This is a genomic window from Enterobacter sp. H2G27 (assembly GCF_054403075.1).
The window spans coordinates 687,466-703,640 of the sequence record NZ_JBSVSI010000001.1; the positions used below are offsets into that span (position 1 = coordinate 687,466).

13 protein-coding genes are annotated in these 16,175 nt (G+C 56.6%); 10 read left to right on the forward strand and 3 right to left on the reverse strand.

The window, feature by feature from the left end; genetic code table 11:
- The first annotated feature begins 236 nt into the window (after positions 1-236).
- From mmuP to tauD, 6 genes are all read left to right on the forward strand, one after another.
- Positions 237-1,637 (forward strand): S-methylmethionine permease, encoded by a 1,401-nt coding sequence (gene mmuP, locus ACW9E7_RS03200; RefSeq protein WP_350587675.1) that lies wholly within the window; start codon positions 237-239, stop codon positions 1,635-1,637.
- Positions 1,624-2,556 carry a homocysteine S-methyltransferase gene (gene mmuM, locus ACW9E7_RS03205; RefSeq protein ID WP_111963462.1) on the forward strand — a complete coding sequence of 311 codons (933 nt, stop codon included), beginning with the start codon at positions 1,624-1,626 and terminating at the stop codon, positions 2,554-2,556. The genes mmuP and mmuM overlap by 14 nt, the downstream gene beginning before the upstream one ends.
- A 178-nt stretch (positions 2,557-2,734) precedes the next feature.
- Positions 2,735-3,697: a taurine ABC transporter substrate-binding protein gene (gene tauA, locus ACW9E7_RS03210; protein ID WP_136195242.1), complete on the forward strand. Its 963-nt coding sequence runs from the start codon at positions 2,735-2,737 to the stop codon at positions 3,695-3,697.
- Between the two features lie 10 nt (positions 3,698-3,707).
- Positions 3,708-4,475 carry a taurine ABC transporter ATP-binding subunit gene (gene tauB, locus ACW9E7_RS03215; protein ID WP_458727249.1) on the forward strand — a complete coding sequence of 256 codons (768 nt, stop codon included), beginning with the start codon at positions 3,708-3,710 and terminating at the stop codon, positions 4,473-4,475.
- Positions 4,472-5,299, forward strand: coding sequence for a taurine ABC transporter permease TauC (gene tauC, locus ACW9E7_RS03220; protein WP_048225831.1), 828 nt, complete (start codon positions 4,472-4,474; stop codon positions 5,297-5,299). Before tauB ends, tauC begins: the two co-directional genes overlap by 4 nt.
- A complete protein-coding gene (gene tauD / locus ACW9E7_RS03225; protein ID WP_133293860.1) occupies positions 5,296-6,147 on the forward strand; it encodes a taurine dioxygenase in 852 nt (283 codons plus the stop codon). Before tauC ends, tauD begins: the two co-directional genes overlap by 4 nt.
- Positions 6,148-6,172: 25 nt before the next feature.
- Here the strand turns inward: tauD and ACW9E7_RS03230 are convergent, their stop codons facing one another.
- The gene (locus ACW9E7_RS03230; RefSeq protein ID WP_252092581.1) at positions 6,173-7,885 is read right to left on the reverse strand and encodes a bifunctional ornithine lipid synthase OlsF; all 1,713 of its coding nucleotides are present in this window, start codon (positions 7,883-7,885) and stop codon (positions 6,173-6,175) included.
- A gap of 127 nt (positions 7,886-8,012) precedes the next feature.
- A complete protein-coding gene (gene hemB, locus ACW9E7_RS03235; protein WP_458727250.1) occupies positions 8,013-8,987 on the reverse strand; it encodes a porphobilinogen synthase in 975 nt (324 codons plus the stop codon).
- A 452-nt stretch (positions 8,988-9,439) separates the two neighbouring features.
- Here hemB and ACW9E7_RS03240 point away from each other — a divergent pair, with 452 nt between their 5' ends.
- Positions 9,440-12,214, forward strand: a complete 2,775-nt coding sequence (locus ACW9E7_RS03240) for an autotransporter outer membrane beta-barrel domain-containing protein (protein ID WP_458727251.1) — start codon at positions 9,440-9,442, stop codon at positions 12,212-12,214.
- Between the two features lie 92 nt (positions 12,215-12,306).
- Positions 12,307-12,930 carry a helix-turn-helix domain-containing protein gene (locus ACW9E7_RS03245; RefSeq protein WP_127729731.1) on the forward strand — a complete coding sequence of 208 codons (624 nt, stop codon included), beginning with the start codon at positions 12,307-12,309 and terminating at the stop codon, positions 12,928-12,930.
- A gap of 2 nt (positions 12,931-12,932) precedes the next feature.
- Here ACW9E7_RS03245 and ampH read toward each other — a convergent pair whose 3' ends face one another.
- Positions 12,933-14,093, reverse strand: coding sequence for a D-alanyl-D-alanine-carboxypeptidase/endopeptidase AmpH (ampH, locus tag ACW9E7_RS03250; protein ID WP_111963450.1), 1,161 nt, complete (start codon positions 14,091-14,093; stop codon positions 12,933-12,935).
- A 204-nt stretch (positions 14,094-14,297) separates the two neighbouring features.
- Between ampH and ACW9E7_RS03255 the strand changes: the two genes are divergently transcribed.
- Together ACW9E7_RS03255 and sbmA are read left to right on the forward strand one after the other, a co-directional pair.
- Positions 14,298-14,831 carry an isochorismatase family protein gene (locus ACW9E7_RS03255; RefSeq protein WP_115874321.1) on the forward strand — a complete coding sequence of 178 codons (534 nt, stop codon included), beginning with the start codon at positions 14,298-14,300 and terminating at the stop codon, positions 14,829-14,831.
- A 115-nt stretch (positions 14,832-14,946) separates the two neighbouring features.
- Positions 14,947-16,167, forward strand: a complete 1,221-nt coding sequence (gene sbmA, locus ACW9E7_RS03260) for a peptide antibiotic transporter SbmA (protein WP_104949290.1) — start codon at positions 14,947-14,949, stop codon at positions 16,165-16,167.
- Positions 16,168-16,175: the final 8 nt, after the last annotated feature.

The window sequence follows — 16,175 nt, forward strand, 5'->3', positions numbered from 1 at the left end:
TCACGGATACCACTTTCGACTGACCGAAGTTCGCCTTTTCCCGCACCATGCTGTAAGTATCTGCTTGCGGAGGTGCTTATGGCCTGGCGTCCGATTCTCTATGTGATCCTCACAACCCACCCCAGACTCAGCGCGCGGCGCGCCCGTTTGCGTCTGGTCATCTAGCTTTTTATTAACAATCGCGGTATAACACACCTTCTTTGGATGTTTAGATGTCCATACGTATAGAAGGTAATATGCAAACACAACAAGAAAATGGGCAGCTTAAGCGCACCATGAAAACACGCCACCTGATTATGCTCTCGCTGGGTGGCGTGATTGGGACAGGGTTATTCTTCAATACCGGCTACATCATTTCCACGACCGGGGCAGCGGGCACGCTGCTGGCCTACCTGATAGGCGCGCTGGTGGTCTGGCTGGTGATGCAGTGTCTGGGCGAACTTTCCGTGGCGATGCCGGAAACCGGCGCGTTCCACGTCTATGCCGCTCGCTATCTTGGCCCGGCGACGGGCTACACCGTGGCATGGCTCTACTGGCTCACCTGGACGGTAGCGCTCGGCTCGAGCTTCACCGCCGCGGGTTTCTGTATGCAGTACTGGTTCCCGCATGTGCCCGTCTGGGCGTGGTGCGTGGTCTTCTGCGTGGTGATTTTTGGCCTGAACGTCATCTCGACGCGCTTCTTTGCTGAAGGCGAATTCTGGTTCTCGCTGGTGAAAGTCATCACCATCATCGCCTTTATTATTCTTGGCGGCGCGGCGGTCTTTGGCTTTATCCCGATGCAGGATGGTTCACCCGCGCCGGGCTTAAGCAACATCACCGCCGAGGGCTGGTTCCCGCACGGCGGCCTGCCGATCCTGATGACCATGGTGGCGGTGAACTTTGCCTTCTCCGGGACCGAGCTCATCGGTATTGCGGCGGGGGAAACTGAAAATCCGCACAAGGTGATTCCGGTCGCGATCCGCACTACCATTGCGCGCCTCATTATCTTCTTTATCGGTACCGTGTTTGTGCTGGCGGCGCTGATCCCGATGCAGCAGGCGGGCGTGGAAAAGAGCCCGTTCGTGCTGGTGTTTGAAAAGGTCGGTATTCCTTACGCGGCGGATATTTTTAACTTCGTGATCCTGACGGCGATCCTCTCGGCGGCGAACTCCGGGCTGTACGCCTCCGGGCGCATGCTGTGGTCGCTTTCTAATGAGAAAACGCTCCCGCGCTGTTTTGCCCGCGTAAATAAAAACGGCGTGCCGCTGACGGCGCTGTCGGTTTCTATGCTCGGCGGCGTGCTGGCGCTGTTCTCAAGCGTGGTGGCGCCGGACACGGTGTTTGTCGCGCTCTCGGCGATTTCTGGCTTTGCGGTGGTGGCCGTCTGGATCAGCATCTGCGCGTCGCACTTCGTTTTCCGTCGTCGCCATCTGCAGTCCGGGCAGCCGCTCTCTGCGCTGCAGTACCGCGCGCCGTGCTATCCGCTGGTGCCGGTGCTCGGGTTTATCCTCTGCGTAGTGGCCTGTGTCGGCCTGTGGTTTGACCCAAGCCAGCGCATTGCCCTTTATTGCGGGATCCCGTTTGTCGCCCTGTGTTATGGTGCCTACTACCTGACCCGAAATATGACATCGCAGGAGCCTGAACATGTCGCAGAATAATCCGCTTACCGCCATCCTTGAAAAACAGCCGTTTGTGGTGCTGGATGGCGCGATGGCGACGGAGCTGGAAGCGCGCGGCTGTAACCTGGCAGACAGCCTCTGGTCTGCCAAAGTGCTGATGGAAAACCCGGAGCTTATCCGCGAAGTGCATCTGGATTACTACCGCGCGGGCGCGCAGGTGGCGATCACCGCCAGCTATCAGGCCACGCCTGCGGGCTTTGCGGCACGCGGCCTCGACGAGGCGCAGTCCCGGGCGCTTATTGGCAGAAGCGTGGAGCTGGCACGTAAGGCGCGTGAAGCGTATCTGGCTGAAAATCCGCATGCGGGCACGCTGCTGGTGGCGGGATCCGTTGGGCCGTATGGCGCGTATCTGGCGGATGGCTCAGAGTATCGCGGCGACTACGTGCGCAGTGCGGAAGCATTTACCGACTTCCACCGGCCGCGCGTGGAAGCGCTGCTGGACGCGGGCGCTGACCTGCTGGCCTGCGAAACGCTGCCCTCGTTTGCCGAGACTAAGGCGCTGGCGGCGCTTCTGGCCGAGTATCCCCGCGCCCGGGCGTGGTTCTCCTTTACCCTGCGGGACAGCGAGCACCTGAGCGACGGTACGCCGCTGCGTGACGTGGTCAGCGTGCTGGCAAACTCGCCGCACATTGTCGCACTGGGCATTAACTGTATCGCTCTGGAAAACACCACGGCCGCGCTGAAGCATCTGCAAAGCCTGACGCCGCTGCCGCTGGTGGTCTACCCGAACTCGGGCGAGCATTATGACGCGGTGACCAAAACCTGGCACCACCACGGTGAAGCCTGCGAGACGCTGGCGGGGTATCTGCCGCAGTGGCTGGAAGCCGGCGCGAAGCTGATTGGCGGATGCTGTCGCACCACGCCGAAGGATATTGCTGAGCTGAACGCGCAGCGCTGATGCCCTCACCCTGACCCTCTCCCACGGGGAGAGGGGAAAAAACGAACCGCACAAAACCAACTATCCTTTCCCGCTTTTTATCTAAAAACGAATCGTTATGAGCGATTCATTTTTATTCCTTTATCAAAATTCCCGCGTTGGAAATACTGCCCTCATAACAACAAGGGGAGCAGGCACTATGGCAATTTCATCGCGAATCACACTTCTCGGCGCACTGGCGCTGTGGGCATTTCAGGCGCAGGCGGTGGACGTCACCGTCGCGTATCAAACTTCTGCGGAACCGGCGAAAGTCGCGCAGGCGGACAACACCTTTGCCAAAGAGAGCGGCGCGAAAGTCGACTGGCGCAAGTTCGACAGCGGCGCGTCCGTGGTGCGTGCGCTAGCCTCCGGCGACGTGCAGATCGGCAATATCGGTTCCAGCCCGCTGGCGGTTGCGGCCAGCCAGCAGGTGCCGATTGAGGTGTTCCTGCTCGCCTCGCAGCTCGGTAACTCTGAAGCGCTGGTGGTGAAGAAAAGCATCACCAAACCGGAAGACCTGATCGGCAAACGCATCGCCGTGCCGTTTATCTCTACCACCCACTACAGCCTGCTGGCGGCGCTAAAACACTGGGGCATCAAACCGGGGCAGGTACAAATTATCAACCTGCAGCCACCGGCGATTATCGCGGCCTGGCAGCGTGGCGACATTGACGGGGCCTATGTGTGGGCACCTGCGGTGAACGAGCTGGAAAAAGACGGCACCGTGCTGACCGACTCCGAAAAAGTGGGCCAGTGGGGGGCGCCAACGCTCGACGTGTGGGTCGTACGTAAAGACTTCGCCGAGAAACATCCTGAGGTGGTGAAAGCCTTCGCCAAAAGCGCGATTGACGCTCAGCAGCCGTACATCAGCAACCCGGATGAATGGCTGAAGCAGCCCGCCAACCTGGAAAAACTCTCCCGCCTGAGCGGCGTGCCGGAAGCGGACGTGCCGGGGCTGGTGAAGGGCAATACCTATCTGACCCCCGCGCAGCAGGTGCAGCAGCTGACCGGGCCGGTAAACAAAGCGATTGTAGATACCGCCACCTTCCTGAAAGAGCAGGGCAAAGTGCCCGCGGTGGCGACGGATTACAGCCAGTACGTAACCGATCGTTTTGTGAAATAAGGAGTCCGCCATGCTGAATATTACAAATCTGTCTGCTGATTACGGTGGTAAACCCGCGCTGGAAGATATCAACCTGACGCTGGACAGCGGTGAACTGCTGGTGGTGCTGGGTCCGTCCGGGTGCGGAAAAACCACGCTGCTGAATCTGATCGCCGGGTTTGTCCCTTATCAGCATGGCACCATTCAGCTGGAAGGCAAAAAGGTGGAAGGCCCCGGCGCCGAGCGCGGCGTGGTCTTCCAGAATGAAGGCCTGCTCCCGTGGCGCAACGTGCAGGAAAACGTGGCGTTTGGGCTGCAGCTTGCGGGCATCAATCGTGAACAGCGGCTGGAAACGGCGCGGGCGATGCTGAAAAAAGTGGGGCTGGAAGGGGCGGAAAAACGCTATATCTGGCAGCTTTCCGGCGGCCAGCGACAGCGTGTCGGGATTGCCCGCGCGCTGGCAGCGAATCCGCAGCTGTTGCTGCTGGACGAGCCGTTCGGGGCGCTCGACGCCTTCACCCGCGAGCAGATGCAAACCCTGCTGTTGCGCCTTTGGCATGAGACGGGCAAGCAGGTGCTGTTGATTACCCACGATATCGAAGAGGCGGTATTTATGGCCACCGAGCTGGTGCTGCTCTCGCCGGGGCCGGGCCGCGTGCTGGAGCGTTTGCCGCTGGATTTCGCCCGCCGCTACGTCGCCGGGGAACCCGTGCGCGGCATCAAATCCGATCCGCTGTTTATCGAACAGCGTGAGTACGTTTTAAGCCGCGTGTTTGAACAGCGGGAGGCTTTCTCATGAGCATCGTCTTCAGTGAAAAAACGCGCCGCACGCGTCTGGCGCTGCGCTGGCCTTTCTCACGTCAAATCACGTTGAGCGTCGGTACGCTGCTGGTGCTGCTGGCGGTGTGGTGGGCAGTTGCTGCCCTGCAGTGGGTCAGCCCGCTGTTTCTGCCGCCGCCGGGACAGGTGCTGGCCAAACTCATTACCATCGCCGGCCCGCAGGGCTTTATGGATGCCACGCTCTGGCAGCACTTAGGCGCTAGCCTGGCGCGCATTCTGGTGGCGCTGCTGGCGGCGGTGATTATCGGCATTCCCGTGGGGATTGCGATGGGGCTGAGCCCGACGGTGCGCGGCATCCTCGACCCGCTGATTGAGCTTTACCGTCCGGTCCCGCCGCTGGCCTATCTGCCGCTGATGGTGATCTGGTTCGGCATCGGTGAAACCTCAAAAATCCTGCTGATTTATCTGGCGATTTTCGCCCCGGTGGCCATGTCGGCGCTGGCGGGCGTGAAGAGCGCCCAGCAGGTGCGGATCCGCGCGGCGCAGTCGCTGGGAGCCAGCCGCACGCAGGTGCTGCTGTTCGTTATTTTACCGGGCGCACTGCCGGAGATTTTAACCGGGCTGCGCATCGGCCTTGGCGTGGGCTGGTCCACGCTGGTGGCCGCAGAGCTTATTGCGGCCACGCGCGGCCTTGGCTTTATGGTGCAGTCGGCGGGGGAGTTCCTGGCGACTGACGTGGTGCTGGCAGGGATCGCGGTGATCGCCGCGATCGCCTTCGGATTAGAACTGGGGCTGCGTGCGTTACAGCGCCGTCTGACGCCCTGGCATGGAGAAATACAATGAGTGAACGTCTGACCATTACCCCGCTGGGGCCGCACATTGGCGCACAGGTATCGGGCCTGGATGTGACCCGTCCGCTGAGCGATAACCAGTTCGAGCAGCTGTACCACGCGGTGCTGCGTCATCAGGTAGTATTCCTGCGCGAGCAGGCGATCACTCCGCAGCAGCAGCGCGCGCTGGCCCTGCGCTTTGGCGATCTGCATATTCACCCCGTCTATCCGCATGCGGAAGGGGTGGAGGAGATTATCGTCCTCGACACCCACAACGATAATCCGCCGGACAACGACAACTGGCATACCGACGTAACCTTTATCGAGACGCCGCCTGCGGGGGCGATTCTGGCGGCAAAGCTGCTGCCGGATACGGGGGGCGATACGCTGTGGGCCAGCGGGATTGCGGCGTATGAGGCGCTGTCAGTGCCGTTCCGGACGCTGCTGAGCGGGCTGCGGGCGGAGCACGACTTCAAAAAATCATTCCAGGAATACAAGTATCGCAAGAGTGAAGAGGAACATCAGCGCTGGCAGGAGGCGGTTGCGAAACATCCTCCGCTGCTGCACCCGGTGGTGCGGACCCATCCGGTCACGGGCAAGCAGGCGCTGTTTGTGAACGAAGGATTCACGACGCGCATTGTGGATGTGTCCGAGAAAGAGAGCGAGGCGCTGTTAGGTTTCCTGTTCGCGCATATCACCAAACCGGAGTTCCAGGTACGCTGGCGCTGGCAGGAGAATGACCTGGCGATCTGGGATAACCGCGTGACGCAGCACTACGCCAATGCGGACTATCTTCCGCAACGCCGGATTATGCAGCGGGCGACGATTTTGGGGGATAAGCCGTTTTACCGTGCGCCTTGATCCCCTTACCCTAACCCTCTCCCTTTTAGGGAGAGGGCTGTAAATGCGCCTCAATATACCGCTGATAGCGGTTCGCCTTCAGATAACACAAATCCACCAGCACCAGCCCGTCAACACAGTTGCTGAACGCCGGGTCGCTGCCAAAATCAATAAACTGCACGCCGCCGGGCTCGCACAGCTCGGAATATTGCTTGTAGAGCGGCGGAATGCCGCACCCAAGATTGCCGAGCAGGGATTTCAGCTTTGTCAGATCGTCCACGTAATCCACGCCGCCAAACTGCGCGAGCACGTCCGGCAGCGATGCGGGATACGGCTGACGTGACGCGGCCAGCGGATGCGTCGCCGGGAACCACAGGCGATAAAATGCCACCAGCAGATCCCGCGCGGCAGGCGGTAAGCCGCCGGAAATGGAGACCGGGCCAAACAGGTAGCGGTAGTGCGGATAACGCGCCAGATAGGCACCAATGCCGGACCATAAATAGTCCAGGCCGCGGCGTCCCCAGTAGCGTGGCTGGATAAAGCTACGCCCCAGCTCAATGCCGTGCTCCAGCACGTCCTGCATTTTGTCGTCGTAGTGGAACAGACTATAGCTGTACAGCCCCTCAACGCCGCGCTTTTCGATCTGCATGGCCGTCGGCATAAAGCGATACGCCCCGACGATCTCCAGATCGTCCTCATCCCACAGGATCAGGTGCAGATAATCATCGTCGTAGCTGTCGGTGTCCCGGCGTTTGCCGCTCCCTTCCTCCACCGCGCGAAAGGCAATCTCGCGCAGGCGGCCCAGCTCGCGCAGCAGCGGGGCGTCTTCCTGGCCGTTTCGCTGCCAAAGATAGATGGTTTTACCGTCGCTGGTTTTTCCCAGGCTCTCGGCCTGCGCCAGCGCGCGTTTCAGTGTGGCCCGGTCTTCCGGACGGGCAATCGCGCACTGGGTTTTAAAGACCCCGGGCAATCCCTTGCCAAGACGCATCACGTGCTGACGGCACTGCTCGGCCATCTCACGCGACGAAAGGTTAGCGCTGTGCCAGTGATGCCACGTAATCTGCTGGCCGATTTTGATCGGCAGCTGGCTGTGGCGGCGGCGGAACATCTGCTGCATCAGCAGCAGCATCGACAGCGTCGGAGAGACCAGCGTGCTGGCATAAAAGAGCAGGCTGTTATGCGCCTGAATATGCACCGGCAGCAGCGGGGCGCGCAGCTTGCCGGCGAGTTTGATAAAGCCGGAGTGCCATTTCTTATCGCGAATGCCCTTGAGCGTAGGGCGGGAAACTTCTCCGGCCGGGAAGAAGATCAGCACGCCCGCGTTTTGCAGATGCTGTTCCATCTGCACCAGGGACGATTTCGCCGTCCTGCCGCCCATATTGTCCACCGGAATAAACAGCGAGCTGAGGGGCTCAAGGTGGGTCAGCATCCGGTTGGTTACGACTTTAACATCGCGCCGCACGCGGGAGACGGCATACAGCAGCGCCAGGCCGTCCAGCGTACCCGTCGGGTGGTTGGCAATGATGACCAGCGGGCCATGTTCGGGGATTTGTTCGAGATCGCGGGCGGAAACGGTGCAGAGAATATCAAGGTGCTCCAGAACCTGCTCCACCATATCCAGGCCTTTCAGGTGGCGGTGGGCTGCGGCAAATTGCTGAAATTCGTCTTCGTAGAACAGTCTTTTTAACAGACTTTTTTGCCAGGGGGCGGGCCTCGCCTGAGGCCAAAGATCGTCGAGAACGCTATCGAGGCTAAACATGGTTACTCCTCCTGCCGTCTTGCGAAGACAGTAGAAGGAGCAGATGTCGATTGTATTGCAGTTGGGTGAAGATTTGAGCAGAGAACAGGCCGGGCCAGGCGAAGCCGCCACCCGGCGCTAAAGCGGATTAACGCAGAATTTTTTTCTCGGCCAGATCCAGCGCGAAGTAGCTGAAGATCAGATCCGCGCCCGCGCGTTTGATCGCGCCCAGGCTTTCCAGGACCACTTTCTCTTCATCAATGGCACCCGCCAGGGCGGCGAATTTGATCATCGCGTACTCACCGCTGACCTGGTAAGCGCCCAGCGGCAGCTCGGTGCGATCGCGGATGTCGCGCAGGATATCGAGATACGCGCCAGCCGGTTTCACCATCAGGCTGTCTGCGCCCTGGGCTTCATCGAGCAGGGATTCACGAATCGCTTCCCGACGGTTCAGCGGGTTCATCTGATAGGTTTTACGATCGCCTTTCAGCGCCGTTCCCGCCGCTTCGCGGAACGGGCCGTAGAAGGAGGAGGCAAATTTGGTGGAGTAAGACATGATGGCGGTGTCGGTGAAACCGGCCGCGTCAAGGGCCTGACGAATCGCCTGAACCTGTCCGTCCATTGCGGCAGATGGCGCGATGAAGTCCGCACCCGCAGCGGCCGCGACGACCGCCTGCTTGCCGAGGTTCAGCAGGGTAGCATCGTTATCCACGCCGTGATCGCACAGCACGCCGCAGTGGCCGTGAGAGGTATATTCACAGAAGCAGGTGTCGGACATCACCACCATTTCCGGCACGGTCTCTTTGCAGATGCGGGACATGCGGGCGACGAGGCCATCTTCTTTCCACGCGTCGCTGCCGGTGGCGTCAGTATGGTGGGAGATGCCGAAGGTCATCACCGAGCGGATACCCGCGTTGGCGATACGTTCGATCTCACGCGCCAGATATTTCTCCGGAATGCGCATTACGCCCGGCATGGCTTCGATGGCTTTGTAGTCATCGATCTCTTCTTCGACAAAAATCGGCAACACCAGATCGTTTAAGGTCAGGGTTGTCTCTTCAAACATAGCGCGCAGTGCAGGTGACTTGCGCAGGCGGCGGGGACGTGCAATTAAATCGGTCATGGTATGCCTGATGTTTGTGGAACAAAGAAGGCTAGTGTACCTCAAAGTGGCGACGGGTGTTTTACTAAAGTGGGCATTTTGCTTTTGCAAAATGCGGCAGGTGAGTTTGCCTGTTACCAATAATATATAATGCAGGTCACTATAACTCTGAGAGAAGAATGAGATATTCGTGTTATTTCTATATGGTAATGAATGCATAATCAAAAATAATTTATTATTTTTATGGTGTTTTTTCGATTGATTTGGCCGTGCATTAACATTCTGTTTTTATAATATTTATTTTATGACGCCTTATGCTTTGTGGTCTGGATGTGTTTTTTGTCTGAATACGGACTTAATGGAAACATTCATTGAACCTTTTCGAAGTGAAACTGCATAATTCCCTCCGCAATTAAATATTGCAAATTCATTGATGGACAAACTTGCTTACGTCCCTGAGGAGGGATGACCCAATGCAAACATGGAAAAAGAAACTGGTTGTATCTCAACTTGCATTAGCCTGCACCCTGGCTATCGCTTCTCAGGCCAATGCGAAGGATATTTCTGGTACGACATATAATACCTTCGGATACGATAATACAGCGTCCAACCCCTGGTATTATGGTTATGCCGACTGGGATTACTCAGATGCCATCCACGATGGTGATATTTATCCTGTGATTAATAAAGCCACCGTGAATGGCGTTATTTCAACGTATTATCTTGATGATGGTATCAATGGTCGGGCAAATGCGTTGAGCATTTCCAACAGCACCATTAATGGCTTGATCACTTCTGAATGTATGACCGCCTCGTGTGCTGATGGTATAGATACCGACGGCACGGCCCATTCTCAGTACGATCGTTTTAGCCTGACCGTGGATAACTCTACGATCAACGATACCTATGAGCATTACGCTTATGACGTCGTAAATGGTCAGAGCACAGAAACGCATTATCTGGACACCTATGCTCTCGGTAACGCGATTACCCTGGATGTTGAATCTGATATTGTGATCCAGAATAACTCCCACGTTGCGGGGATTACCCTGACGCAGGGGTATCAGGAACTGGATAATACCCCATACGACGGAGTTGAAGGCGTAGCCAACAGCAGCAAAGTCTTTACCGACACGCTAGTTGTGAAAGATTCGGTACTGACTTCCGGTGCGTACAGCGATTTAGGGACCAGCGGATTCTACGGTCAAAGCGCGAAGCCGAGCGACTACGGTGAAACTAACGCGACAGCGGCAGATGATGCGGCGCTGATTGTGGCCGCCAGCGCGTCTGATAACGCGATGCAGACCACCGCCACGTTCGATCACTCCACCGTGACTGGCGATATTCTGTTCTCCAGCACCTTCGACAACAACTTCTTCCCGAACGGCGATCCGGCAACCGATACCACCGCAGACGGCATCTCTAACCCTACTACCAACGGCTGGGATGGCACCGATAAGCTGGATGTTACTCTCACCAACGGCAGCAAATGGGTCGGTGCAGCGCAGTCCAGCGTCGAGGCTATTGGCACGGCGCAGATGTATGGCCAGGGCTACAGCAACGTAGACTGGAGCACTCTGTCTCCTAACAGCATTTGGCCGGATTCCACCTATGACAGCAACGGACACGTTGCGGGCGAAGCGGTGTATCAGAGCGGTCTGTTTAACATCGCGCTGGATAACGGCTCCGAGTGGGATACCCGTAAGATGTCTAACATCGACACGCTGACGGTAAACAACCATTCTCAGGTCAATGTTGAAAGCTCTGGCCTGCTGGCGGATACCATCACTCTGACCAATGCTTCCTCATTGAATATCGGCGACAGCGGCGACGTAGCCACCGACCATCTGTATCTGGACAGCTATAGCCGTGCGGCACTGACGGAAGAAACGGCCGATCTTTATGCCAACACTATCACCGTGGATAACGGTGCAGAACTGGCGCTGGGGCTGGGCCAGGTTGATACGCACAATATGGTACTGACCGATGGCGGTGTGTTAAACGTTGCCAGCCGTGATTACGTGCTGAACAGCGATCTGAACAACGCTCGCTATATCACCAACGATAAGCGCAGCGCCGATTATGACTACGGCGTTGTGGCCATTAACTCTGACGGCCATCTGGCGGTGAACGGTGATGTTGCAGGCAACTACCAGGTCCGTATTGACGGCGCGACCGGAGCAGGTTCCGTTGCTGATTACAAAAACAAAGAGATTATTCGCGTTTATGACAATAACGCGGATACCACAGCCAGCTTCACTGCCGCAAACAGAGCCGATTTAGGTGCTTACACTTACCAGGCGCAGCAGCAGGGTGACTCCGTTGTCCTCCAGCAGAAAGCGCTGACCGACTACGCGAATATGGCGCTGAGCATTCCTTCTGCCAATACCAATATCTGGAATCTGCAGCAGGATACCGTAGGCTCGCGTCTGACAAACAGCCGTCACGGCCTGGCGGATAACGGCGGAGCGTGGGTGAGCTACTTCGGCGGCAACTTCGACGGTGACAGTGGCGTTATCAGCTACGATCAGGACGTGAGCGGTATTATGGTGGGTCTGGATACCCAGATTGACGGTAATAACGCGAAGTGGATCGTCGGTGGTGCGGCAGGTTTCGCGAAGGGTGATATCAGCGATCGTACCGGTCAGGTCGATCAGGACAGCCAGACGGCGATGATCTACGCGTCAGCCAAGTTCATGAACGACCTGTTCCTCGACAGCTCCCTGAGCTACACCCGCTTCAACAGCGATCTTTCCGCTAACATGAGCAACGGTCAGTATGTTGACGGTAATACCACCAGCGACGCTGTTGGTTTTGGGCTGAAGCTGGGCTATGACTGGAAACCAAACCTCTCTGGCTACGTTACGCCATACGCAGCCGTATCGGGTCTGTTCCAGTCTGGTGATGATTATCGTCTGAGCAATGACATGCGCATGGATGGGCAATCTTACGACAGCCTTCGTTATGAACTCGGTGTTGATACGGGTTATACCTTCAACTACGGCGGCGATCAGGCTCTGACCCCTTACTTCAAACTGGCCTACGTCTATGACGACGCCGATAACAATGCCGATATTAACGGCGACGGCATTGATAACGGCGTGAAAGGTTCAGCTGTTCGAGTTGGGCTGGGCACCCAGTTCAGCTTCACGAAGAACTTCAGTGCTTACACTGATGCCACTTATCTGGGCGGCGGTGACGTTGACCAGAACTGGGGCGCAAACCTGGGTGTGAAATATAACTGGTAATGCATAAAAGCGGGGGAGGGATGACCTCCCCACTTTTCCAAAAGCAATAAAAATAATATTGAACCGACAAATACGGATGTTTTGAGGTCTGCATGAACGTTAATGCGAAACCGCTTTCTGAATTACGCCGGCTCGAACAGTGTTTAATATCGGCCAGTACTCCTTTTACATGTACGCCCCAACAATTAATAACGTCAGATGAATGGAATGAGCCTCGTACGATTGTATTACAAACCGGTGTTATTGAGGTCTACCGTTCCTCTGATGAGCTGCTGGTTGGAATTGCGACTGCTCCTTTTATTTTCGGTCTGTCGACGGTGATGATTCATCACTCTCAGGAATATAGGGTGATGGCAAAAACAGCCTGTACCGGTTTTTATTTGTCTACGGAAACCACCCGTCAACTCATTCAACAGAATTCACTCTGGAAAGAGGCCTTCTGCTGGTTATCGTGGATAAATTACATTCTTGAAAAACGCGATATGCAGCTGGTTGGCAATAACTCCTATCACCAGATCCGCGCGATGCTGTTAAATATGGCAGAGTGGGATGAAACGCTGCGTTCAAAAATCGGTGTGATGAATCATATTCAGCAAAGCACACGTATTTCACGTTCTGTTGTTGCCGAGGTTCTGGCCGCCCTGCGACAGGGAAACTATATCAATATGAGCCGGGGCAAGCTGGTCAGCATCAACCGCTTGCCCACGGAATATTAATATCAGTTGGACGCGGTAAGAACCTGGGCTTTATTGGCGCTCAGCTCAGCCACCAGGTTATTAATCCCGTCACTCATATTGACGAAACGCGTATGCGGGGAGCGGGTCACCACCACAAACGCGCCCACGTTTGACTGGGGGATCATCGCCATATAGGTGATGAACCCGCCACCGCCACCAGTTTTCTGAATAATACCCGGACGGCCATTTTTTGGCGCCATATAGACCCAGCCCATGCCGAGCGCATCGGCTTTACCCGGCACGTCCATCCCGATGACGCGGTGCAGCTGGGTACGCTGATAAATCAGGGTTTGCATACGATCGGCCTGGCTGCTGCGAGCGTAGAAATCCGAGGAAAGGAACTGCTGCATCCAGCGCATCATGTCGCCAGGCGTGGAATAGACCCCGCCGCTGCCCACGGCCGCGAGCGTGTTATTACAGGGGCTTGCGCCTTTCTCCGCCACCATCAGGCGACGGCACTGATCCGGGGACGGGGTAAAGGTGGTGTCTTTCATGCCCAGCGGACGGGTTATCTGCTCTTCAAACAGCTGCGTATAAGGTTTGCCAGCCGCCGTTGAAAGGGCGTCCGCCAGCAGGTCAAAGGCCAGGTTTGAATAAGAGGCCTGCGAACCCGGAGCCGCCTTCAGCGTGGCGGTACTCAGATAGCTCCAGCGCTGGTCGCGCGTTGGCCAGACAAATACGTCACGGTGCGCCGCCCCGCCCGGCTGCTCACGCGGCAGGGCGCTGGTGTGGGTGGCAAGGTTCACAAGCCGAATCGGCGTACCCTGATAGGTTGGAACCCGGGCGCCTGGAGGCGCGTATTTGCTGAGCGGGTCGTCGAGCTTCACCACGCCCTGGTCGAGCAGTTTCACCAGCATTTCGCTGGTCATCAGCTTGGTTAAGGACGCGATGCGGATAACGGAATCCAGCTGCGGATGAATGTTATTTCCCGGGCGCGTTTCGCCAAAGCTGCGGAACACGCGCTGGTTTCCGTCGATGACGACCATCGCCATTCCGGTCGCGCCGCTGCCGTAATAGATAAGGTTCGCGTAGCGATCGGCAATATCTGAAGCTAAAACGGGAGCCGTCAGCGGTTGGGCTGCCTGGGCGGTAGAAAAGCTCACCGCACACAGCGCGGCAAAAGAGAGCAGACAACGTTTCAACGAAAAGCATCCATGAAGTGAAATAGGAAAGTTATGGGTATTTATACTACTAAACGGTACCGCGCAATGCCCCGAATTGCATAACGATAGCGAGAAAAACGTAACCATGGGTAAATATGAACAATTTACTTACGAGCCATCTCCCATTTTGTGACATCGGGCTTATGATAGGCACCAGTGTCACTCAATCTTACGGAGAACGGTATGTCTGAGAAGCGTGTGGTTATGGTTGTCGATATGCAGAACGGGGTATTTGAAACCCCTCGTCATCAGCGCGAAAAGTGTGTTTCTCTGATCAACCAGCTTACGCAGGCTGCCGACAAGGTGATTTTTATTCAGCACACCGAGGCCGGGGGGCTGGAAGAGGGAAGTGAAGGGTTTGCGCTACTGCCTGAACTCCATCAGCCGGCTGACGCGCTTTACGTGACCAAAACGGCCTGCGATGCCTTCTACAACACCGGGCTTGAGACGCTGCTGCGTGACCAGGGCATTCGCGAGTTTGTCATCTGCGGCTGCGCCACCGATTACTGCGTCGATGCGACGATCAAGAACGGCGTTAGCCGGGGTTATCACATCACAGTTGCGGAAGATGCCCATACCACATCCAACCGCCCGGCTGCTGAAGCACAGATCCTGATTAACCATCACAACGACGTCTGGCGTAACTTCATTGCGCCAGCGAACCCTCTCGCAGTGAAACGCACCGAAACAATTCTTGAAAACTGGAAAGCGAACTAATAATCAACCCTCGGGTCTGACCTTTTTGCCTGAGCCGGGAGGCTGGCCTGGGCAGGTATTTCGTTTGGTAACGTGTTGTGCACAGCAACAGCCATAACAACAAGAAGGAAGCATTATGTTTAAGTCTTTTTTCCCAAAGCCGGGGCCTTTTTTCCTGTCGGCATTTATTTGGGCACTGATCGCTGTCATTTTCTGGCAGGCGGGCGGGGGCGCATGGCTGACGCGCATCACGGGAGCGACAGGCGAGGTACCGATTAGCGCGGCGCGCTTCTGGTCACTCAGCTACCTGCTGTTTTATGCCTACTACACGGTGTGCGTAGGGCTGTTTGCCCTTTTTTGGTTTGTCTATTCTCCGCACCGCTGGCAGTACTGGTCGATCCTCGGCACATCGCTGATTATCTTCGTGACCTGGTTCCTGGTGGAAGTGGGCGTGGCGGTTAACGCCTGGTATGCGCCGTTCTACGATCTGATCCAGACCGCGCTGAGCTCGCCGCATAAGGTGACCATCAATCAGTTCTACCATGAAGTTGGCGTCTTCCTCGGCATCGCCCTGATTGCGGTTATCATCGGCGTGATGAACAATTTCTTCGTCAGCCACTACGTTTTCCGCTGGCGTACCGCGATGAACGAACATTATATGGCGCACTGGCAGCACCTGCGCCATATCGAAGGTGCCGCACAGCGTGTGCAGGAAGACACCATGCGTTTTGCCTCCACGCTTGAAGACATGGGCGTCAGCTTTATCAACGCCATTATGACGCTGATTGCCTTCCTGCCGGTGCTGGTAACGCTCTCGGCGCATGTACCGGATTTGCCGATTGTCGGCCATATTCCGTATGGTCTGGTGATTGCCGCGATCGTCTGGTCGCTGATGGGGACGGGCCTGCTGGCGGTGGTGGGGATCAAACTGCCGGGGCTGGAGTTTAAAAATCAACGCGTCGAAGCCGCATATCGTAAAGAGCTGGTTTATGGCGAAGACGATGCCAACCGCGCCTCGCCGCCGACCGTCCGCGAGCTGTTTGGCGCCGTGCGTCGCAACTATTTCCGTCTCTACTTCCACTATATGTATTTCAACATCGCGCGTATTTTGTATCTGCAGGTGGATAACGTTTTCGGTTTGTTCCTGCTGTTTCCGTCCATTGTTGCGGGTACGATTACGCTCGGTCTGATGACGCAGATCACCAACGTTTTCGGTCAGGTTCGCGGGTCGTTCCAGTACCTGATCAGCTCCTGGACCACGCTGGTAGAACTGATGTCCATCTACAAACGTCTGCGCAGCTTTGAACGCGAGCTGGACGATCGTGACCTGCAGGAAGTCACCAACACATTTAGCTAATACAGGAA